This window comes from Pseudovibrio axinellae (genome assembly GCF_900110875.1).
GTDB lineage: Bacteria > Pseudomonadota > Alphaproteobacteria > Rhizobiales > Stappiaceae > Pseudovibrio > Pseudovibrio axinellae.
This window is the reverse complement of record NZ_FOFM01000007.1, coordinates 265,998-285,812: the sequence shown is the minus strand read 5'-3', so window position 1 is coordinate 285,812 and position 19,815 is coordinate 265,998. Positions and strand designations below refer to the sequence as shown.

The window sequence follows — 19,815 nt, the reverse complement described above, 5'->3', positions numbered from 1 at the left end:
GGTTACACCAGAGCGAGCTTTGCGATGCTTTCGGCAGCATCCTACCCAACATCTGTATCGGACAATTGGCGTGAACAGGAAGAGCAGATCTGAGAGATGGCGGAGAATCTCCAGTTTTGCGCTGGTGACATTTGCTGTGTTCTCACTCATCGTTGCATGGGTCGCGATGCAGTTGAGCAGCCAGTTCTATATGGCAGATTTGCACACGCGTAGTCAGGCTACCTTGTCTGTGCAGGCTGCGGGGCTAGAAAAGTACCTCGACAAATACAGGTTGCTTCCTCCGCTTTTGGCACGGCGTTCTGATATCGTGCAAATCCTCGCCAATGACGGGCATCAACGTGGGCAAAATGTTGCCAAAGTGATTGCGGGAATGTCGGGTGCGCAGGAGGTCTGGTTCCAAAAATCGGATGGTCGCATAGTTGCATCCAACCTGATTGGTGATGCCAGTATGGCCGAGCAAGGTATGTCCTCTTATGCAGATGCCTTGCGCGCTGCTCAACAAGGGCGACTTGGACGGCAATTGGTGCTGTCGCGTAGTGGTGGCCCTGCCAGCTATGTCTTTATAGCACCTGTTCGCCAGGGTGATCAGGACTATGGTTTCATCGCTGTTCGTGTGAGCCTGGAAGGTGTTGAGCAGTCCTGGGCGCTTTCAAAGGACAGGCTGGTCGCCGTGGATCAGAACGGGATTGTGGTGGCTACCAATCAACCCAGCTGGCGAGGTGAGCGGTTGGTTGCCTCTCAAACGATGCGGCGCGGGCGAACAAGTAGCAAGGGGAATGGCGTTATTGAACGGCGCTGGTCTGATATGGACTTTCAGCTTGTGCGGTTGGGCCCGCCTTTAAATAAATCGAATTTCCAGATGATTGAGCAGGACCTTCCCGTTTTGAATTGGGAGGTGGTGTTGTTTGCAGATACCGCGCAAGTTCGGCAGCAATCCGTTTGGGCTGCATTGGTGGCCTTGCTGCTTTGTGTTGTTGGAAGTGGAATGTTTTGGATTGCCGGAGAGCGCCGCCGCCGATTGTTGGAGCGTATTCGGCAGGACAAGGTTTATGCAGCGCGTTTAGAAGAGCGTGTCCATGCGCGGACTTGTGAACTTTCCAACATGAATGCCTTGCTTGCACAGGAAGTTAAAGAGCGCGAGGCGGCGGAAAAAGAATTGCAGCAAGCTCAGGCCGGTTTGGTTCAATCTGCCAAGCTTGCAACACTGGGCGAGATGTCTGCTGCGATCTCCCATGAATTTAATCAGCCCCTTGGTGCGATCCGCACCCACTCAGAGAATGCTCAGGTTTTGATTGAGACCGGGAAAACGGAGCGCGCCCTCAAGAGCCTTGGCAAGATTGTTGCGATGGTTGAGCGAATGGCTGCAATCAGCCACGTGCTGAAAGGTTTTACCCGCAAAGCCGGGAGTGACCTTGTTCCGGTGAAGGTATCTGCTGTTGTTGACGAAGTGCTGATGATGACGGGGCCACGTTGTAAGCAGATAGGTGTCTGTGCAACGGTGGTACAGGACGACAAATCTATTGAGGTCCTCGCTGGGCAGGTTCGTCTTGCACAGGTGCTGATGAACCTGATGAGCAACGCGCTGGATGCGATGGGCGAACAAGATGATCCTCGTATTCAGATTTCTGTTATGCGTACAAAGCAGCAAGTGACCATTCGTTTTGAGGATAATGGACCGGGTATACCGGAGGATGTTGCTGCGCATATTTTTGACCCGTTCTTCACCACAAAGGATGTGGGAGAGGGATTGGGACTGGGGCTTTCTATTGCTTATAAAATAATAGAGGACCTGGATGGGCAGCTGCGGTATGAGCGGTCCGCGCTTGGTGGTGCTTGTTTTGTTATTGTACTGAACGACGCCTTTGCTGTTGCCGGCGATCTTGAGAAAGAAGATAGTTAGTATGGATGTTTGGGCAATCGATAAAGCAACGATCCTTCTCGTTGATGATGATGATGATATCCGCGAAGCATTGGTCGAGGGACTGGAGCTGGCCGACTATAAGGTTGTGGCGTTTTCTCGGGCTGAGGAAGCATTGGAACATATCTCGCATGAGTTCTACGGTGTCCTTGTCAGCGATATTCGTATGCCTAAAATGGGCGGCTTTGATTTGATGAAGGCTGCTTTCGAGATTGATAGTGCGTTGCCTGTGGTACTGATTACGGGCCACGGGGATGTGCCACTGGCTGTGGAGGCAATGCGGGCCGGGGCCTATGATTTCAAGGAGAAGCCGTTTCCTGTCAGCGGTTTGGTTGCGGTTATGGAGCGGGCGCTGGAAAAGCGCCGCCTGACGCTGGAAAACCGTGTATTGCGCGAGGAGCTGGGCAACCTTTCTGGCATGGAAGAGCGTATCGTTGGCAAATCTCCTTCGATGGAAGCGTTGCGGAATACGATTATGGCGCTTTCTGGCACGGATGCAGATGTCCTCATTTTGGGCGAGACGGGCTCAGGCAAAGAAGTGGTTGCACGGGCTTTGCATGAGGAGGGGGTGCGTAAAGACGGGCCATTTGTGGCGCTGAATTGTGGAGCGTTGCCTGCCGATATTATCGAAAGCGAACTTTTTGGGCATGAGAAGGGGGCTTTTACCGGTGCAAGTGGGCAGCGGATCGGAAAGTTGGAACATGCTCACGGCGGGACCGTTTTTCTCGACGAGATTGAATCGATGCCTATGGACTTGCAGGTTAAGTTGCTGCGGGTTTTTGAGACTCGCGCCATTGAACGCCTTGGCTCAAATAAGTCGATCCCACTTGATTTGCGATTTGTTGCTGCAACCAAGGAAGATCTGGAGGCGGCCTCCAATGAAGGGCGCTTCCGGAAGGATCTGTTCTACCGCTTGAATGTGATTACCTTGGCTATTCCTCCACTTAAAGAGCGGGTGGAAGATATTCCGGTCCTGTTTCATTATCTCACGCGAGGAGCAAGGGCACGCTACCGTAAAGAGGTGCCCGATATTTCCCGCGAATTTCTTTCTGAGTTAATGCAGCGCGATTGGCCGGGCAATGTACGCGAGTTGCGCAACGTGGCAGACAGGTTTGTGCTTGGGCTGGAAGGCCACCCTAAGCAAATGCCTAATGGCAGTGCAGGTGCGGCGGCGAAGGCTGGAGCTCTTGCTGAACGGGTAAGCGCTTATGAGCGTGAAATAATTTCTGCTGAGCTTGAGAAAAATGGCGGCAAGATCAAGCCCACTTACGAGGCGCTATCTGTGTCCCGTAAAGCGCTTTATGAGAAGATGAAGAAGTACGGATTGAGTAAAGACGATGGGTTTGAATAAATTTGTGTCGAATTCGACACAATCTTGGCTCCTAAATGTTACGCGTTCGTAACAAATATGAATCGAATAATTAGGTAAATATCCGTAAGTATCTGTATTTATTGTAGGTGTTAAAACTGGCATGCCGCTTGCTAGTAGTATCGTGAGGAGCACCGCTCCGATCCAATTGGGAGGATACTATGAAAAAGATTATTACTGCTGCGACAGTTGCAGCTGGCATGTTCACCGCTACTCAGACCGTCGCTGCTGAAGCGTGTGATCCGGGTGAAGTTGTAATTAAATTCAGTCACGTAGTGTCCGCAACCGGCCACCCTAAGGGTGATTTCGCAACTGCTCTTGCTGAGCGTGTGAACACTGAGATGAATGGTAAAGCTTGTATGCAGGTTTTCCCAAGCTCTCAGTTGTTCGACGATGACAAGGTGATGGAAGCACTGCTTCTCGGCGACGTTCAGATTGCAGCGCCTTCTCTTTCCAAGTTTGAAGCGTATACACTTAAGTACCGTGTGTTTGACCTTCCGTTCCTGTTCTCTGACATGAACGCAGTCAACAACTTTACTCAGGGTCCAACGGGGCAGGAACTGCTGGGCGCGATGTCTGACATCGGCTTTGTTGGTCTGGGCTACGTTTACAACGGTATCAAGCACTTCTCCGCCAACAAGCCGTTGCTGACGCCTGCTGATGCTGCTGGCCTGAAATTCCGCGTTCAAACTTCCGATGTTGCTGTTGCGATGATTGAAGCAATGGAAGCAAATGCGCAGAAACTTGCGTTTAAAGAAGTATACGGCGCTCTCCAGACCGGTGTTGTTGATGGACAGGAAAACACCTGGTCTAACATCTACACCAAGAAGTTCTTTGAAGTGCAGGACGGTATTACAGAAACCAGCCATCAGCTGCTGTCTTACCTTGCTGTAACCTCTCAAGAATGGCTGGACAGCCTTGACCCAGAGGTTCGCGATCAGTTTGTCACTATTTTTACTGAAGTGACGAATGAAGCGAATGCGCGCAGCTCTGCAATCAACGAAGCTAACAAGCAAAAAATCATCGAATCTGGTGTAGAGGTTCGCACTCTTACCCCAGAACAGCGCGAACAGTGGGTTGTTGTGATGAAGCCTGTATGGGCAAAATTTGCTGATGACATCGGTCAGGATGTGATCGACGCTGCCGTCGCAGCAAACAACTAATCCTAGTCTTGTTGTTAAGTTCGTCCGGCCTATGGCCGGGCGGACTCTGAAATACCACAATGGTTTCTTTCTCCGTGCCGCAACACACTGAGAAATGAGAGTGCTGTTGGGGGAGGGCGCTTTGTCTCGACTAAATAAAATAATAGATGCTTTCGAAGAAGGCTTTATCGCTACCATCCTTGCGGTGATGACGCTGGTTACCTTCTGGCAGGTCGTCATGCGGTACGGCTTTAATTCGGGTTGGGGTGGCGCGCTACAGTTCACCCGCGTACTGTTTGCATGGCTCATTCTTTTTGGCATGAGCTATGGGTTGAAAATTGGCTCACACCTTGGCGTTGATGCATTCATCCGCCTGTTTCCGAAACCGGTCTTCCGCACCTTTGGGCTGATTGGCGCCCTTGTGACGCTGCTGTATGCGGCGCTGCTGTTTGATGCAGATTGGTTTGGCTGGGTGCTCGGGCTTGATAACCGCGGTTCTTCCGGCGGTGCGTTCGATTACGTGTCGCGGTACTACAAGCTTCCTATCGGCATGGAAGATCTGAAGTTTCCTGAGTGGTATCAGGAGATGTTTGGTGTGAAAGAGCGTGTTCCACGGTGGTGGGGTTATGTCATTTTGCCGATTGGCCTTGGCCTTCTTGCATTCCGATCATTGCAAATGTGTTGGCTCATTTTGACGGGGCAGCGCGACACGATGATTGCCGCGCACGAAGCTGAAGAGCTCGTTGAAGAAAATAAAGACGTGCTGAAGGACTAAGCCCAATGGAAACCGCTGTTCTCTTTTTGCTGCTCTTTGGGCTGCTTCTTATCGGGGCACCAATCGCGATTGCGCTTGGCTTGTCTTCCGTTCTCTACATCGCATTGTTTTCTCATGACTCCATGAGCTCTGTAACTATTCAGATGTTCAATGCATCACAGAACTTTACACTGCTTGCTATCCCGTTCTTTATTCTGGCTTCCAGCTTCATGTCCACTGGTGGCGTTGCCCGCCGTATCGTAAACTTTGCTGTGGCAACTGTTGGCTGGGTGCGTGGTGGTCTGGCTATGGCTGGCGTGCTGGCCTGTATGATCTTTGCTGCGCTTTCCGGTTCGTCTCCAGCGACTGTGGTTGCGATTGGTACCATCGCGATTGCTGCGATGCGTCAGGCTGGTTACTCCAAGGAATTTGCTGCAGGCATCATCGCCAATGCTGGTACGCTGGGAATTCTGATCCCGCCTTCCATCGTGATGGTTGTTTATGCAGCTGCAACTAACGTTTCTGTTGGGCGTATGTTCCTGGCGGGTGTTATTCCGGGCATTGTGGCTGGTCTGATGCTGATGGTGACGATCTACATCATTGCACGCAAGAAAAACCTGCCTTCACAACCTTTCCCAAGCATTCGGGTGCTGTGGTCCACGTTTGCTGAAGCTGCGTTTGGTATGTTCCTGATTGTGATCATCCTTGGCGGTATCTATGCAGGTGTGTTTACGCCAACAGAAGCTGCTGCTGTTGCTGCTGTTTATGCGTGCTTGATTGCTCTGTTCATCTATCGTGACATGGGCCCGCTGAAGGACAAGAAGTGGCGGAAACCGAAAGAGAATCTGCTTGAAGCGGTAGTTCGTAACCTCGGCTTGATTGTTCTTTACTTCTTCCCTGCCTTCTTCCACCGGGACACGCGCAAAGTGCTGGTTGAGAGTAGTAAGACCACGATTATGTTGATGTTCATCATCGTGAATGCGCTGCTCTTTGCTCACACACTCACTGCTGAGCGTATCCCGCAGGTCATTACCGATTGGATGTTAGGTGCGGGTTTCAACTGGTTCACCTTCCTGATTGCCGTCAATATTATCCTGCTGATTGGTGGTCAGTTCATGGAACCATCTGGTTTGCTTTTGATTGTGGCGCCTGTGGTGTTCCCGATTGCTGTGGAGCTGGGTGTTGATCCAATTCACCTGGGTATCATCATGGTGGTGAACATGGAGATTGGCATGATCACTCCGCCGATCGGGCTCAACTTGTTTGTGACGTCGGGCATAACAGGCATGAGTCTGGTGCAGGTGGTGCGTGCTGCTGCACCTTTTGTGATGGTTCTTCTGGTGTTCCTCATAATGGTTACGTACCTGCCATGGCTCTCCACGGCGTTGCCAACCTATATGATGGGGCCTGAAGTTATCGTCAGGTAGCGTCAATCGACATCAATTATGAAAGGCCGGGGCATGTGCTCCGGCTTTTTTGTTGGGGCTTATTCGAGGCAAATGCGCCGCAATAGCTTAGGCGGATTTTGGGGGTAAACTGCGATAATAGGTGGGTACATTAATGTTGCCGCGAGGAGCTGATGAGTAGAGCATTTACTGCCGTAATTCTCGCTCTGGGCATTGTTTTCGGTGCACCTGCATTTGCCCAGATTGACTGTAAGCCTGGTGAAGTTGTCATCAAGTTTAGCCATGTTGTGCCGCCGAGCGGACACCCTAAAGGAGATTTCGCGCGCATGTTGGCGGAGCGGGTGAATACCGAGTTGAATGGTAAGGCGTGTATGCAGGTGTTTCCCTTTTCCCAGCTTTATGATGATGAAAAGGTGATGGAAGCCCTGATACTGGGTGATGTGCAGCTGGCTGCGCCCTCTCTTTCAAAACTGGAAGTCTACACAAACAAGTATCGGCTTTTTGATCTTCCCTTCCTGTTTGAGGATATGGATGCGGTGCAGCGCTTTACTGCCAGCGAAAAAGGGCAGGAACTCCTTGGCGTCATGTCTGATTTCGGGGTCGTTGGGCTTGGGTACCTCTTTGATGGATTAAAGCACTTTTCTGCCGATAAACCATTGCTTGTGCCCTCTGACGGAGCCGGGCTGAAGTTTCGGGTTCAGAATTCGGATGTGGCCGTTGCGATGATTGAGGCGATGGGGGCAAGTGCGCAGAAGCTGGCGTTCAAAGAGGTCTATGGGGCCTTGCAGTTAGGGGTTGTTGATGGACAGGAAAACAGTTGGTCCAACATCTTCACGTCGCGGTTCTTTGAGGTGCAGGACGGGACTACCGAGACCAACCATCAGCTGCTGGCTTATGTCGTTTTTACCCCTCAGGAGTGGCTGGAAAGCCTGGAACCTGATGTGCGGGAGCTGTTTCTGACTATCTTCCGGGAAACGCTGGTAAAGGCCAACGGGCAAGCGGCAAAGACGAGCGAAGTGAACCGGCAACGGATTGTTGATGCGGGTTACACCGTCCGTGAGCTTACGCCAAAACAGCGCCAACAATGGGTGGATGTGATGCGGCCTGTATGGGGAGATTTTGAAGATGAGATCGGCAAGGATCTGATTGACGCCGCAGAAGCAGCTAATGTGACCAAGAGCAACTGATGCCACCCAGCATAAGATATGCCTTAGATCTCGCTTTCAACCATGGAACCATCTTTAAATTCCAAGACTACACCGTGCTCCATATCCCACGCGCACATAAATTCGAGTTTTAAACCATCTATCGCACTTGGTAAGATTATGGTTTGAAGACGCAGCAAGCGACGTACGAATTCTTTCTGAGTAAAGCTTGTTTTATAGTGGTCTTCGATTGTTGTCTGTGCATATCTATAGTGCTTTCCTTCCGCATATGCTCCACCATCGCCAAAGGTGTAATGAATAAAGAAGTCCAGAATTCGTTCTTCGATTAATGCAGTGTGTTTGATTAGATCTTGCAAGGTTGTGACATCGTAATCTTTTTGGCGGTTATGGCCAAAAACATCCAAAATTGCAGCATTGGTGTGGGGAATTTCAAGCTCCTCAAAGTAGTCCGGGTTATTTTTGGACAACTCGTGATCCTCAGGATCCTCAAAGTTCTCTGGGTTGAATAAATCGTAGTGGATCTCCCAGGACTTGCAAATAAACTTCTCAATTTGCGCTTGGCGGTCAAAATCCTCTGATATGGTTGATATGAGTTTTGAATAGAAATTGGAGTTTTCTAGTTTCAGGATTTTAGTCATGTATCTGATCTTTAAAATAACAGTGGTGTTCTAGTTAAAGGCGGAGGGCATGTGACTGCAGTGAAACAATAAATACTACATATGAAAAGTGCATCTTTGAGTGGTAGGGTAGAGAAACTGCTATCATCTAGCAATTGTTTTTATGGGGTACTATGGGAATGCTGGGGCTTTGGCAGTTTTTCATGGCTGCTTGCATCTTCGCGTAATGTATTCGTATGATCAATGTTGATCATGTGATGGGTGCGCGATGTCTGAAGTTATTTATCTTTCTGCCAAAGAAGCTGCCAATGAGTTGGGGGTACGCCCAGCCACGCTCTACGCCTATGTGAGCCGCGGGCTCGTGCGTTCGGTTCAGGGGCCGGGGCGCACAAGGCTGTATGACGCTTCAGACATTCGTTTTTTGAGAAGTCGTCGTGTTGGAGAAGGTACGGAAGCGCATGAAGGGCAATCGCGCAATGCTGCTGCAAAAGGCGTGCTTGAAACCAAGCTCACACTTCTGACAGATGAAGGACATTACTACCGCGGTCAATCTGCACTGGAACTCGCAAAGGCTGGGACGCTTGAAAGTGTTTCGACGCTCTTATGGGAGTGCGAGAGTGACCCATTCTCACAGCCTACTCCTAAAGCCGTCAGTGTTTTGAGTGCTGACCAGAGGCCTGTTGAGCGAGCAATTGTGGCTCTGTGTTCCTGGCCGGAGCAGGATAATGCGGCCTACACTCTGTCGCAGGAGCTTCTCAAAGTGAAAGGGGCAGGCCTGTTACGCCTTGCTGCAAGCGCGCTGCTGTTGCAGCCTCCGAGTTCTGAGCCAATGCATCGTCAAATTGCTCGGGCATGGGGCGTGAAGAATGAAAAGGCCATCGATTTGATCCGAGCGACGCTTGTTTTGTGTGCTGATCATGAACTCAATACAAGTGCTTATGCGGTGCGATGTGCAGCTTCGACGCGTGCGCCACTGCATGCCGTTTTGATTTCGGGGCTAGGTGCATTCATGGGCCCCAGGCATGGAACAAATGCGGGGCGAGTCCTTAGTTGGCTGAAGCATATTCATGTAATTGACGATATCGAGAACGTGCTACAAGAAAGATGTATGAATGGCGAATACCTGCCTGGTCTTGGGCATTCTGTTTATGGAGGTCCCGACCCTCGCGGTGAGTTTATGTTAAAGATGCTCATACAAAGTGATCTTGATCATCCTCTCATTGAATTGATTCCACCTTTGCTGGAGAGGTCGCGGGAGCTCTTCGGGAAACACATGAATGTGGATTTTCCACTAGCACTTTTGGTGCAAGTTTTGGGACTTCCAACACACTCTGCGGGAATTTTGTTTTGTATTTCAAGAATTAGCGGTTGGATTGCTCAAGCATTAGAACAATACCAAATGCAAGAACAAATACGGCCACGTGCTGCATATGTTGGTATTCGACCTGCCTAATTCACGGCTCAGCTGAATAGTTAGTTTTTTTGATCTTTAACCTGAGCGTGTATAATTTATTTATTCTATCCTGTCCTAGCGTAAAATTTTCGAATTTACGTTTGTATGATGTAGATATATTTGTATCGATAATTTTTATTGGTAATGATTAAGTAAACGTTAGATTATCAATAATCGAGTCAGTTGATATCGATGTTATCTATTGCGTAATTGTGATGTTTTACATATCTTTGAGATGACTAAACTCTCCTGATGGTGTTCAAATTAGGAGCGCCATATGGTACGTCTATGTAATTAGTCTTAGTATTCGTTGTATCTCTCACTCTATCAAGTATAAGGCATTTCATGAATCGTTTGCCCCCTTTGAATGCTTTGGTCGCGTTTCGTGCTGTTATGGAAACTGGGAGTTTGGTTTCAGCAGCCCAAAAGCTAGCGATTACCGCTAGCGCGGTTAGTCACCGTCTTAAAGCCTTGGAAGATCACCTGGGATTGGAGCTGTTTGAGCGCCGTTCCCGAGCAGTGTTCCCAACGGCGGCAGCCTATCGATATGCTTCCGAAATTTCTGAGGCTTTTGATCGTATCTCGACTGCAACGCGCACAATCGAAGCGGTCGGAAATCGGGATACTTTAAGCGTTTACTGTTCCTCTAGTTTTGCCAGTAACTGGTTCCTGCGTCGGTTGCGCTCCTTTGCCTCGCAAAATTCAGAGATTACGGTCACTGTTTCCAGCAGCGGAGATGATGTGAGCATTGACGGGGGACTTTATGATCTTGTGTTTACCCGCCAGACTCATACTCCAGATGCGTTTGAAGAGATTTCTTTGGGGCGTGAGAAGTTTCGCCCGTTGATTTCGCCTGAATTGTTGGATTCGCTTGGCTACCCTAAAAAACCTCAGGAGCTGCTCAAGCTTCCTATTATTCGCAGCGAGGGAGCTTCGGTCTCTTGGGAAACCTGGCTGTCTGAAGCTGGTGTGTCAAACCCAATCATAAAAGAGACCATGGTGTTTGAGAATGCTGCGCTTTCTCTTGATGCGGCGGAGAAAGGATTTGGGATTATTCTTGAATCCAACTTGCTAAGTGCCGAGGCTGAAACTGCAGGGAAGCTTGTTCCGATTTTCCCAGAGTATCAGCTGGATGGGCGTGAGCATCGATTGATGTGGCGAGAAAAGCGCCGGGCTGAACCCAAAATTAGGGCCTTCCGAGAGTGGTTTGAGAGCCAGCTACACTATGACTTTGTCGATGATGAAGCGTATCAACCGGTCGCTGCTCTGGTTGAATAAATTGCTCGTTGGTTGATTATTGTCATCGAACGGCCTGAATAAATTGCTATTCCTAATCACTTGGGTGGGTGCTGATGTGCCCGCCCAATTGTGCTCGTAAGGGTTACTCCTCATATCACTAATCTATGCTTGAAATGCCTGTGTTTGCCCCATTTTGGAACACTGGCATTGTGGTGTTTGGGTGAGACGAAATTCTTCTGTTCATCCTTGATGAAATCCCTTAGAAGCTAAAAATAAACGCGCGCCCCATCTATCCTCGCAAAGGAAATGGGTTGATGCGCCAACCAGCAGCTCGACTTTAGAGCTGAACACACCAGAGAATTTGGTCGCTACAATGAGACGCTCGGAACTCCTTATGCCTGCGGGCAACCTGCAGAAGCTGAAGATTGCTGTTTTGTATGGTGCAGATGCAATTTACCTTGGAACCCCAGACATGTCGCTGCGCACGAAAGCGGAGTTTACGCTTGAGCAAGTGGTTGAGGGAATTGAGTTTGCGCATAAACACGGGAAACGGGTTTACCTGACCCTGAACCTGTTTTCGCATAACAAGGATATACCGAAGCTCGACGAATATGCCGAAACCATTCGTGACATAAAACCAGACGGTTTGCTCATCGCGGATCCGGGTGTTTTCCAGTACATGAAGAAGAAGCTGCCTGAGGTGCCGCTGCATATCTCGACGCAGGCCAATGTATGTTCCTGGTTGTCTGTAGACTTTTGGAAAGATCAGGGTGCTGCGCTCGTCGTGCTGGCTCGTGAAGTTTCCTTCCCAGAGCTTGCTGAAATTCGTGAAAAGTGCCCGGACATTCGTTTGGAGGCATTTGTTCATGGTGCAATGTGCATGACCTATTCCGGTCGCTGCCTGCTTTCCAACTTTATGGCGGAGCGTGGCGCGAACCAGGGTAATTGTGCAAACTCTTGTCGTTGGAACTACAAAGTTCGTATGCGCATGAAGGACGGCACCATCAATGAGCTGGAGCTGAACGAAGACAACGTTGGTATGTTTGAGTTCTTGCTGGAAGAAGGCTGTCGCCCTGGTGAGCTGATGCCAATTCTGGAGGATGGCCGCGGGTCGTACATTCTTAACTCCAAAGACCTTTGCCTGATGCCAAAGCTGGACGAGCTTATGCGCATTGGCGTTGATACACTGAAGGTCGAGGGACGTGGCAAATCCATGTACTATGTGGCTGTTGTGGCGCGTGCATACCGCATGGCGATTGACGATTACTATCGTGATCCTGATAACTGGAACCCGCAAAAGTACATGGACGAAATGTACAGTGTTGCGAACCGTGGGTATACGACCGCGTTCCATGATGGGCGTTTGAACAACTACGCTCACAATTACGAGGACACGCACTCCATTGGCGAGTGGGAATTTGCCGGTCTTTTGGAAAACGTCACAGATGACGCTTTCTATATGAAGGTGAAGAACAAGATCGTTGCTGGTGAGGTTTTGGAGTTTCTCCAGCCGATGTCTGGCGAAAGTGTTCTGCTGCGTATCTATGAGTTTGAGAATGCCAAGTCAGGCGAGATTACCCAGGAAGTGCATGCAGGCAAGCAGCCTGTTATTCGTATTCCGTTTTCTCTCTTCGACAAGGAGGAGGTTGCTGGCTTTAAGGACCGTTTCCCAATCAATACGATTGTGCGCAAAGAGCGTCCATTGACGCCAGAGCAGTGGAACCGGTTGAAGCTGGACCGCCTTGGTGAGCGTATTGAAGCGCGCGGTGAAGCTACTCCTGCACAGGAAAATAAGTATGAGAGCCAGCGCGACAAGCTGATCGATGCGATTGCAGAAGGCAGTCAGGACCGTAGAGCGAAGTCTCCACGCCTTGGCTTAGACGGCTGTTGTGGCCGTGGCTGTAACGGCTGCATGATCTTCTGGGAAGACCCGAAGTTTGAAAAAGCGCGTGAAATCCTGAAGTCCAAGAAACAAGGCGAAATGTTTGCCAAGAACGCGCTTAAGCACGAAGTTAGCTAGCTTCGTTCATATGCGTTTGAATAAAAGCCCGGTGCAAAGTGCGCGCCGGGCTTTTTTCGTTATGAGCTGACCACTTAAACCGGGATGATGACCCAGTAGTCCAAGTCAAGGATGACACCTTCTTTGTATTTCCCGTCTTCGTTTTTGAAAGGGAAATCTGTGCAGGTGAGATCTTTTGTGGCGACGAGGCGCATGCGCATGGCTGCGACGTCGCTTCGGCCTTCAATCTGCTTCTTGTCCAAGACCTCTGACCACGCATAGACCGTGTCGCCAGCGAAGAGCGGGGCGACGTGTCGTCCTGCGTTTATGCCAGTGATGTGGAATGCGTTGCCAAGTCCGTTGAAGGACAGGGCGCGGGCTAGTGAGATAACATGGCCACCATAGATCAACCGCTTGCCGAAGCGGCTGTTTTTCTCGCTGTGGTGGTTAAAATGGACTTTAGCCGTGTTCTGGTACAGGCGTGTGGCGAGCTGGTGTTCAGCCTCCTCAACCGTCATACCATCCACATGGTCGATCTTTTCGCCCACTTCGTAGTCGTGGAAGCGGAATGGAGAGCCAGATAAGTCAAAGTCCCAATTCTCGATCGAAAGCTCTGGCACAGCTTGTCCTAAGCTGGCCTCTGAGATGCCTTCTGGTAGCTCCGGCAGGGTTGTTTCTGGTGCTGGCGCTGTTTCATCGCGCTTTTTCACCATCACCCAGCGTGTGTACTCCAGAACCTTCTCCGGGCTCCCTGGCTCTTTATGGCGGTAGCCTGTCGAGCGTACGTAAACAACACCGGTCTTGCCGTTCGAGTTTTCTTTAACCCCGATGACCTCAGATGTCGCAGAAACTGTATCCCCGGCATAGATAGGCATCAGAAAACGGCAGTCGGAATAGCCCAGATTTGCCACGGCATTTAGCGAAATATCGCCCACTGTTTTCCCGAAGACTACATGAAATACAAGCAAGTCATCGAGCGGGTAATATGGGTAACCAATTTCCTCCGCAAAAGCAGTTCCTGATTGTACTGCAAACCGCGACCCATATAGTGCAGTATAAAGTGCCGAATCCCCCTCATTTATAGTCTTTGGTGTGCCATGTCTTATGACCTGGCCCACGTGAAAATCTTCGAAAAAATTACCGCAAGACGTTTTTGTCTTAACCGCAGTTAACGTCATGTATGTAGTCCCCCAACAACAACACGGCAGGCATTGAATAAGAAGTATTGTTATTTATCAAGCAACACCTTAGAAAGTTTACACTTTGCATGGCATCTGTCGCTTTTGCTAAATCCCTCCAATTGCCCTCGTATTCCTTTGGTTGCCCAATTGACTTGTTTAATTAAATTAAATCAATAGGTTGATGGACCTGTGGGTCCCCCCACGTGTCCGAAGTTGAAAAAAGTGACAAATTTACTCAAGAGAAACGAGCAAGCTTTTTGTCTGTTTGTGGCCCTTTATATCTCAGAATTAATTGAAATAGGCAAAATAAATATAGAATTAGGCTATATAGTTATGAGGTGTTTTTAGTCTAACCGACATTTTTCGGTTGAGTTTGTAGGATTGTGCAAGTGCTTCATCTGTTCTTTTGGTGTCGATTTGCTGATTCATTTGCTTCTATATGACCGATAAAGCTATGTTGAGCACCCCGAAAACCATTGGTTTTGCCTAGGCTTCAAAGCGTTACAATGTATCTCTGGAGGGTGTGGTGCATGGTGAGCTTTTTCTGGCGTGTCGTAGGCATCGTTTTACTGGCTTGGGTCGCCTGGGATCTCTATGCGGGATACACCCTCTTATATGATGTGATCTACAGTTCAACAGACGCTTTGATGTACTGGATTGGCATTGCTTTATGGACTGCACTTGGGCTGAGTTGCTTCTTCTCTTCAAGTCGCAGTGACTAACAGGTCTAATTCTCAATTGATTTGAACCGAACCTGATTGTATTTACTAGTTTACAAGCTCTGTCTTAGCCAAGCTTCGGTGGTGCTTTGGCGTACTTTCCAGGGAGGTTGCTGTGTCGCAGAGAACCCTTATTTCTTCAGGCTCACCATTTGAAAAGACAGCCGGGTATTCTCGTGCTGTGGTCGATGGTGAATTTGTCCATGTTTCAGGCACGACGGGCTATGACTACTCTACGATGAAAATGCCAGAGGATGTTGGCGCACAGGTCGTTAACGCTCTGGAGACGATCAAAGGCGCACTTGCTGAAGCAGGGTGCTCCCTTCTGGATGTCGTAAGAGCACGCTACTATGTGACCGACAGAAACAATGTCGAGACTGTCTTTGCAATTCTTGGAGAGTATTTTGGCGATATTCGTCCGGCGGCGACAATGGTTATTTGTGACCTTATCAAAGACGAGATGAAGGTTGAAATTGAAGTGACAGCACGGACCGTCTGAGCTGACTTTTGTGTTTTTGGGGAGTTTGGGCCTGATGCGGTGGTGTCATTGAAACTACTTTAAATCTTCTGGCCTTTGGCCAGTTGAAAGATTGTTTACCTTAGCTATATAGGCAAACAAGAGTGACTCTAATGAGATGGCGGGGCATGACAAACTTTCCAAAAGATTTGCTGACTGGATACGGCCTTTATAAAGAGCGGATTTACCGCCAGTTCGAAGAGGAATATCAAAAGCTCGCTATTTACGGCCAAGAACCTCAGACTATGGTGATCTCCTGCTGCGATAGCCGGGTAACGCCGGAAGGGGTTTTTCACGCCCAGCCGGGTGAATTGTTTGTTGTGCGAAATGTTGCCAACCTTGTTCCTCCCTTTATTCAGGGTGGTGGTACACACGGTACCAGTGCCGCACTTGAATATGCTGTAACTAGTTTGAAAGTGAAGCACATTGTGATCATGGGCCACTGTAAGTGTGGCGGTGTTCAAGCCTTCCGTGAAAGTAACGGTAAACTTGGAAAGACCGGCCAGTTTGTTGGTCCTTGGATCAAGATGCTGGAACCAGCTGCAATTACGCTAGCCTGTACGCCAGTTGATAAAAACGAAGACCCTCAGCTTGCGTTGGAATATGCCGGTGTCCGACAGAGTTTGAAAAACCTTCTGACGTTCCCTTTCGTTGAGAAGCTTGTCACTCAAGGTAGTTTACATATTCATGGAGCTTGGTTTGATATTGGCACTGGTTCGCTTCGGATCATGAACAATGAGACCGAGATTTTTGAGGATGCGCAGGATTTAGGCGCGCGCCTAAAAGAGCAAGAGGCTGCGGAACACGCTCCTGAAGAACCTGAAGCCTCTGAATAAGCTGCGGGCTGTGTCCTTTTTTTGAAGCCGCTTTCTACGGTGTAGGATGCGGCTTTTTACTTGGTATTCGAGCTTTCCAGCTTGGGCGGCGTAGCTTCCAAAGTATAAATGGTACACACAGCGTTATTAACACTCCGGGCACAATCAATGAACGGAACGATTTTGCTGTCAAATCAGGCTCATCTGGTGGGCTGAAGCCAAGGATAAATGCTGTAAGCGATGTTAAAATGCCGATGCTGCCAAGAATCCAGATGCCGTAGTTTCCAAAAGGAACTTTGTAGGCACGGGGCACATTGGGTCTCTTATACCGCAATCTGATCGCGGTGCTGTATAACATCACGTACATAACTGAATAGAGCATGACGGCAGTTGAGGTGAGGTAGAGAAACACTTCGTTTGTATTTCTATGTATCAGGAAGGCTAGGGCGATAAGTGTTGCGATTGTTGCCTGAATGAGCATGAGGCGGACAGGCATTTTAAATGTGTTTAAGCGATGCAGCACCGGGGGAAGCATACCATCGCGTCCGGCCTGAGCCAGTGCAAGAACTGGAGCTGCGATCCAGGTACTCGCCTGACCAGCAGCGCCGACCGCAATTAAGAGTGCGGCGATTGGCAGGACGCTCGGTAAGCCATAGTAATCCAGCAAGACTCTATATGTTTGGAGCACGCCCAGCGTGTTTAAGATCTCCTTTTCCGGGATAATCATGGCAATCGTCAGGCCTCCAAGAAAGGAGCTTGAGAAGCCAATGAGTGCGGCAATGAAAAGCGCCAGAGGGTAGGTGCGCCGAACGTCTCGAACTTCGGTGGCATGGGTCGCGGAGCCTTCCATTCCAATGAAGCCGAATAGGAAGCTAAGAAAAAGGTAAAGTGTTGCAGGCTGTGTGAACGATGGAAGCAGCTCTTCTTTGGTTAAGTTGATGTCGATCACGGGCTGAGACGGCCCGGAAACATATAGGAGCCCCAGAACTATCATGGTGAATGAGGGAAGGAGGGTACCTGCCAAGAGGCAAGTGCCAGCAATACGTTTTGTAACCCTTGTCCCTCTGAAGTTTGCTAGGGTTGCTCCCCAATAGATGATGACAACGCCTGCAAACATGATCCACGGATTTGATTCAAGCGGGCGGTCAAACGCAAATATGAGAGCTGCGGTGGTGTAGGCAACGGTTGCGACTACCGCAAGGATTGATTGAAACCACTGCAGAAAGATCGCCATAAACCCAAAAGGTGTGCCGAAGGCCTCCTCCACCCAGGAGTAAACGCCGTGTTTAGGCCAACCCGTTGCCAGTTCAGCGGAAATAAGTGATATCGGCAGAATGTAGCAAAGAACCACCGCAACATTGAAGAAGAGAATTTTTGTACCTGTTTGAGCCATAAGTGGCATGTTCAGCATGGTCATGAAAAGCGCTGAGGTCATAAAAACGAGATGCCAAAGAGTAATGTGGTGTTTTGGCAAAGGCCCGCGTGCTTTTGACATTAGCTGTGCCCTCTCGTTTTAGAGGGATACTGAATATATTTGCGCTGTTTGGCCCAAATGCCGATGGGCACAAGCAGGGCAAGAACGACAGCTGTGGCCATCAAAACCTCAAAGCTCTCCACTTTGAATGGCAGGTTACCTGGTGGAAGAAACCCAATGGCAAAGCAGCTGATTGCTGTTGTTGCACCAATTGCACCCAGCACCCAAATTCCCCAGTTTCCTCCCGGCACCCTGTAGGGGCGAGCGATATGCGGATGGGTGTAGCGCAGACGGATCGCGGCCACGTACATAAGCAAATACATGAGAGAGTAGAGCAGGACAGATGTGGACGTTAGCACTAAAAAGACCAGGTTTACGTTCTCAAAGACTATGAAGCTGAAGCTGATCAACGAGATCAGGCAGGCTTGTAAAATGAGTAAGGCTGTTGGGACGTTGTTTTTGTTAGCTTTGGAAAAGCGTTGCGGGAGTAATCCCCTTCGGCTGGCGGCCCATATTCCTTTAACAGGGCCAACGATCCATGTGCTGACCTGACCTGCGGCACCCAATGCTACCAGTAAAGCGCTCAAGGGTATGAGTGTAGATAGGCCAAAGGCGTTGAGGTAGGCTGAAAATGCCTGAAGAGCTCCATTGAGGTTGGAGATTTCTCCTTTCTCCAAAATGAGAGAGACTGCTAGCCCGCCTGCAAGGGTGATAATAAACCCAGCAATAGCAGCGGTGAAGATCGCGCGGGGATAGTTCTTTTGTGGGTTATCGACCTCGTTGGCATGGGAAGCTGAAACCTCAATGCCGACAAAGCCAAAGACGAAACTCATGAAAAAAATAAGACTGCTGGTTTCAGATAGGGACGGTACCCAGTTTGAAAATGTTGGGGAGGTATCAAGGGCGATTGGTGCGCCGGAAAAGAGGTAATAGATGCCAAAGCCAATGAGCAGTACTGATGGGAGCAGTACTCCAATAGAAACAGCGTAGCCGGAGATCCTCTCTGAAGTTTGCGTGCCTTTGAAATTGATAAGGGTTGCAGCCCAATACAGGGCCAGAACCGAAAATGTGATGTAGTATCGATTTGATCCGAGTTCAGGGTCAAATGCGTAGGTGAGGGTTGCTGTTGTATAAGCAACAATGGTGGTTACACCGAATATGGACTGAATCCATTGCAAGAAGACGGCAATGAAACCAACTGGTGTTCCAAAAGCTGCCTCGACCCAGTGGAAGACTCCGTTTTGAGGCCAGCCCGTTGCAAGTTCAGCTGAGATCAAGGCGGTGGGCAACAGATAGGCGAACACAGTGATCGTGTTGAGCAGCACCATTTGCAGGCCAGTTTCGGCCATCATTGGCATGTTACGCATGGTTAGAAACAGCGCTGTGGTGATCAGCACGAGTGGTATGAACGCAATCTTATGCTCAGTGCTGGGCGGTTTTTCCTGTTGCATTGGCCACCGGCGTTGTCATGGACATGCTGAACTGTAAATTGTGCGGCTGAAAAAAGCTTGAGAGTGCAGGTGGGAAGCATCTGTGTTGAATTAAGCTGCTGTTAGGCTAGATGCTCTTCAAGCATCGGGCAGAAGATCGCGATCAGCAGCTCAACCAAGGTATTTCCCAAGGTTAAGGTGGCCATCACTGCTCGGTTAAGTTGGATGCGTGAGACCAAGTCTGAGACCATGTGCCGAGCGGTTCCAGATAGACAAATAGGTCTTTGCCTTCCGTGGTTAATTCATAACCACTGTCTCCGTTTATCACGATCCCGCACTCTCGCAGTTCCTTTAGCCGTGTGTTGAGCACAGTGGGAGAAACAGACTCGCAGTTTGATTGCAGGCTGCGGAAGGTTTGTGGCCCGCTGGACAGATTCCAGATGATCCCGAGCGCCCAACGCCTTCCCAGTAGATCGAATAGGACCATGATTGGTTTGCCAGACTTTGAGCCTCTGACTGGCTCTCCGGCCTTTGGTATTTGTGCAGGCATAGGGCTTTCCTTTTTGCTACGTTTATTGTAGCAGATGAGTTGCTACATTTATTGTAGCGACTTTGG

General features: G+C 49.5%; 17 protein-coding genes. 12 read left to right on the top strand and 5 right to left on the bottom strand.

Features of this window, described 5'->3' with window-relative positions; genetic code table 11:
* Positions 1-136: 136 nt before the first annotated feature.
* The 6 genes from BMZ51_RS16585 to BMZ51_RS16560 all read left to right on the top strand — a co-directional run bounded on the left by BMZ51_RS16585 (position 137) and on the right by BMZ51_RS16560 (position 7,776).
* On the top strand, positions 137-1,900 hold the full coding sequence (locus tag BMZ51_RS16585) for a sensor histidine kinase (protein ID WP_208979532.1): 1,764 nt from the start codon (positions 137-139) through the stop codon (positions 1,898-1,900).
* Between the two features lies 1 nt (position 1,901).
* On the top strand, positions 1,902-3,269 hold the full coding sequence (locus BMZ51_RS16580) for a sigma-54-dependent transcriptional regulator (protein ID WP_068003511.1): 1,368 nt from the start codon (positions 1,902-1,904) through the stop codon (positions 3,267-3,269).
* Between the two features lie 179 nt (positions 3,270-3,448).
* Positions 3,449-4,450 (top strand): DctP family TRAP transporter solute-binding subunit, encoded by a 1,002-nt coding sequence (locus tag BMZ51_RS16575; protein ID WP_068003513.1) that lies wholly within the window; start codon positions 3,449-3,451, stop codon positions 4,448-4,450.
* Positions 4,451-4,571: 121 nt separating this feature from the next.
* Entirely contained in the window at positions 4,572-5,204 is a 633-nt protein-coding gene (locus tag BMZ51_RS16570; protein WP_068004173.1) for a TRAP transporter small permease, read from the top strand.
* Between the two features lie 5 nt (positions 5,205-5,209).
* Positions 5,210-6,610 (top strand): TRAP transporter large permease, encoded by a 1,401-nt coding sequence (locus BMZ51_RS16565; protein WP_068003517.1) that lies wholly within the window; start codon positions 5,210-5,212, stop codon positions 6,608-6,610.
* A gap of 152 nt (positions 6,611-6,762) precedes the next feature.
* On the top strand, positions 6,763-7,776 hold the full coding sequence (locus BMZ51_RS16560) for a DctP family TRAP transporter solute-binding subunit (protein ID WP_068003520.1): 1,014 nt from the start codon (positions 6,763-6,765) through the stop codon (positions 7,774-7,776).
* A gap of 23 nt (positions 7,777-7,799) precedes the next feature.
* On the opposite strand, the gene BMZ51_RS16555 is transcribed toward BMZ51_RS16560, so the two are convergent.
* On the bottom strand, positions 7,800-8,393 hold the full coding sequence (locus BMZ51_RS16555; protein ID WP_068003524.1) for a DUF6985 domain-containing protein: 594 nt from the start codon (positions 8,391-8,393) through the stop codon (positions 7,800-7,802).
* Between the two features lie 247 nt (positions 8,394-8,640).
* Between BMZ51_RS16555 and BMZ51_RS16550 the strand changes: the two genes are divergently transcribed.
* The 3 genes from BMZ51_RS16550 to BMZ51_RS16540 all read left to right on the top strand — a co-directional run bounded on the left by BMZ51_RS16550 (position 8,641) and on the right by BMZ51_RS16540 (position 13,084).
* Positions 8,641-9,825: a citrate/2-methylcitrate synthase gene (locus BMZ51_RS16550; RefSeq protein WP_068003527.1), complete on the top strand. Its 1,185-nt coding sequence runs from the start codon at positions 8,641-8,643 to the stop codon at positions 9,823-9,825.
* 345 nt (positions 9,826-10,170) lie between these two features.
* Positions 10,171-11,103 (top strand): LysR substrate-binding domain-containing protein, encoded by a 933-nt coding sequence (locus tag BMZ51_RS16545; protein WP_068003530.1) that lies wholly within the window; start codon positions 10,171-10,173, stop codon positions 11,101-11,103.
* Between the two features lie 334 nt (positions 11,104-11,437).
* Positions 11,438-13,084 (top strand): U32 family peptidase, encoded by a 1,647-nt coding sequence (locus BMZ51_RS16540; protein WP_068003533.1) that lies wholly within the window; start codon positions 11,438-11,440, stop codon positions 13,082-13,084.
* Between the two features lie 74 nt (positions 13,085-13,158).
* Here the strand turns inward: BMZ51_RS16540 and BMZ51_RS16535 are convergent, their stop codons facing one another.
* On the bottom strand, positions 13,159-14,241 hold the full coding sequence (locus BMZ51_RS16535) for a MaoC family dehydratase (RefSeq protein WP_068003536.1): 1,083 nt from the start codon (positions 14,239-14,241) through the stop codon (positions 13,159-13,161).
* 533 nt (positions 14,242-14,774) lie between these two features.
* Between BMZ51_RS16535 and BMZ51_RS16530 the strand changes: the two genes are divergently transcribed.
* From BMZ51_RS16530 to BMZ51_RS16520, 3 genes are all read left to right on the top strand, one after another.
* Positions 14,775-14,966 (top strand): hypothetical protein, encoded by a 192-nt coding sequence (locus BMZ51_RS16530; RefSeq protein WP_068003538.1) that lies wholly within the window; start codon positions 14,775-14,777, stop codon positions 14,964-14,966.
* Positions 14,967-15,078: 112 nt separating this feature from the next.
* A complete protein-coding gene (locus BMZ51_RS16525; RefSeq protein WP_068003549.1) occupies positions 15,079-15,462 on the top strand; it encodes a RidA family protein in 384 nt (127 codons plus the stop codon).
* A 146-nt stretch (positions 15,463-15,608) separates the two neighbouring features.
* Positions 15,609-16,316: a carbonic anhydrase gene (locus BMZ51_RS16520; protein WP_068003551.1), complete on the top strand. Its 708-nt coding sequence runs from the start codon at positions 15,609-15,611 to the stop codon at positions 16,314-16,316.
* 34 nt (positions 16,317-16,350) lie between these two features.
* On the opposite strand, the gene BMZ51_RS16515 is transcribed toward BMZ51_RS16520, so the two are convergent.
* The 3 genes from BMZ51_RS16515 to BMZ51_RS16505 form a co-directional block, all read right to left on the bottom strand.
* Positions 16,351-17,790 (bottom strand): APC family permease, encoded by a 1,440-nt coding sequence (locus BMZ51_RS16515; RefSeq protein ID WP_068003553.1) that lies wholly within the window; start codon positions 17,788-17,790, stop codon positions 16,351-16,353.
* Positions 17,790-19,220, bottom strand: a complete 1,431-nt coding sequence (locus tag BMZ51_RS16510; RefSeq protein WP_068003556.1) for an APC family permease — start codon at positions 19,218-19,220, stop codon at positions 17,790-17,792. Before BMZ51_RS16510 ends, BMZ51_RS16515 begins: the two co-directional genes overlap by 1 nt.
* Before the next feature lie 184 nt (positions 19,221-19,404).
* A complete protein-coding gene (locus BMZ51_RS16505; RefSeq protein ID WP_068003558.1) occupies positions 19,405-19,749 on the bottom strand; it encodes a winged helix-turn-helix transcriptional regulator in 345 nt (114 codons plus the stop codon).
* Between the last annotated feature and the right edge of the window lie 66 nt (positions 19,750-19,815).

Bases quoted from the DNA above. Each gene is read 5' to 3' on its own strand.
- BMZ51_RS16560 (WP_068003520.1), top strand. From the start codon at position 6,763: ATGAGTAGAGCATTTACTGCCGTAATTCTCGCTCTGGGCATTGTTTTC.
- BMZ51_RS16550 (WP_068003527.1), top strand. From the start codon at position 8,641: ATGTCTGAAGTTATTTATCTTTCTGCCAAAGAAGCTGCCAATGAGTTG.
- BMZ51_RS16580 (WP_068003511.1), top strand. From the start codon at position 1,902: ATGGATGTTTGGGCAATCGATAAAGCAACGATCCTTCTCGTTGATGAT.
- BMZ51_RS16545 (WP_068003530.1), top strand. From the start codon at position 10,171: ATGAATCGTTTGCCCCCTTTGAATGCTTTGGTCGCGTTTCGTGCTGTT.
- BMZ51_RS16530 (WP_068003538.1), top strand. From the start codon at position 14,775: ATGGTGAGCTTTTTCTGGCGTGTCGTAGGCATCGTTTTACTGGCTTGG.
- BMZ51_RS16565 (WP_068003517.1), top strand. From the start codon at position 5,210: ATGGAAACCGCTGTTCTCTTTTTGCTGCTCTTTGGGCTGCTTCTTATC.
- BMZ51_RS16510 (WP_068003556.1), bottom strand. From the start codon at position 19,220: ATGCAACAGGAAAAACCGCCCAGCACTGAGCATAAGATTGCGTTCATA.
- BMZ51_RS16535 (WP_068003536.1), bottom strand. From the start codon at position 14,241: ATGACGTTAACTGCGGTTAAGACAAAAACGTCTTGCGGTAATTTTTTC.
- BMZ51_RS16515 (WP_068003553.1), bottom strand. From the start codon at position 17,790: ATGTCAAAAGCACGCGGGCCTTTGCCAAAACACCACATTACTCTTTGG.
- BMZ51_RS16505 (WP_068003558.1), bottom strand. From the start codon at position 19,749: ATGCCTGCACAAATACCAAAGGCCGGAGAGCCAGTCAGAGGCTCAAAG.
- BMZ51_RS16520 (WP_068003551.1), top strand. From the start codon at position 15,609: ATGACAAACTTTCCAAAAGATTTGCTGACTGGATACGGCCTTTATAAA.
- BMZ51_RS16555 (WP_068003524.1), bottom strand. From the start codon at position 8,393: ATGACTAAAATCCTGAAACTAGAAAACTCCAATTTCTATTCAAAACTC.
- BMZ51_RS16540 (WP_068003533.1), top strand. From the start codon at position 11,438: ATGAGACGCTCGGAACTCCTTATGCCTGCGGGCAACCTGCAGAAGCTG.
- BMZ51_RS16575 (WP_068003513.1), top strand. From the start codon at position 3,449: ATGAAAAAGATTATTACTGCTGCGACAGTTGCAGCTGGCATGTTCACC.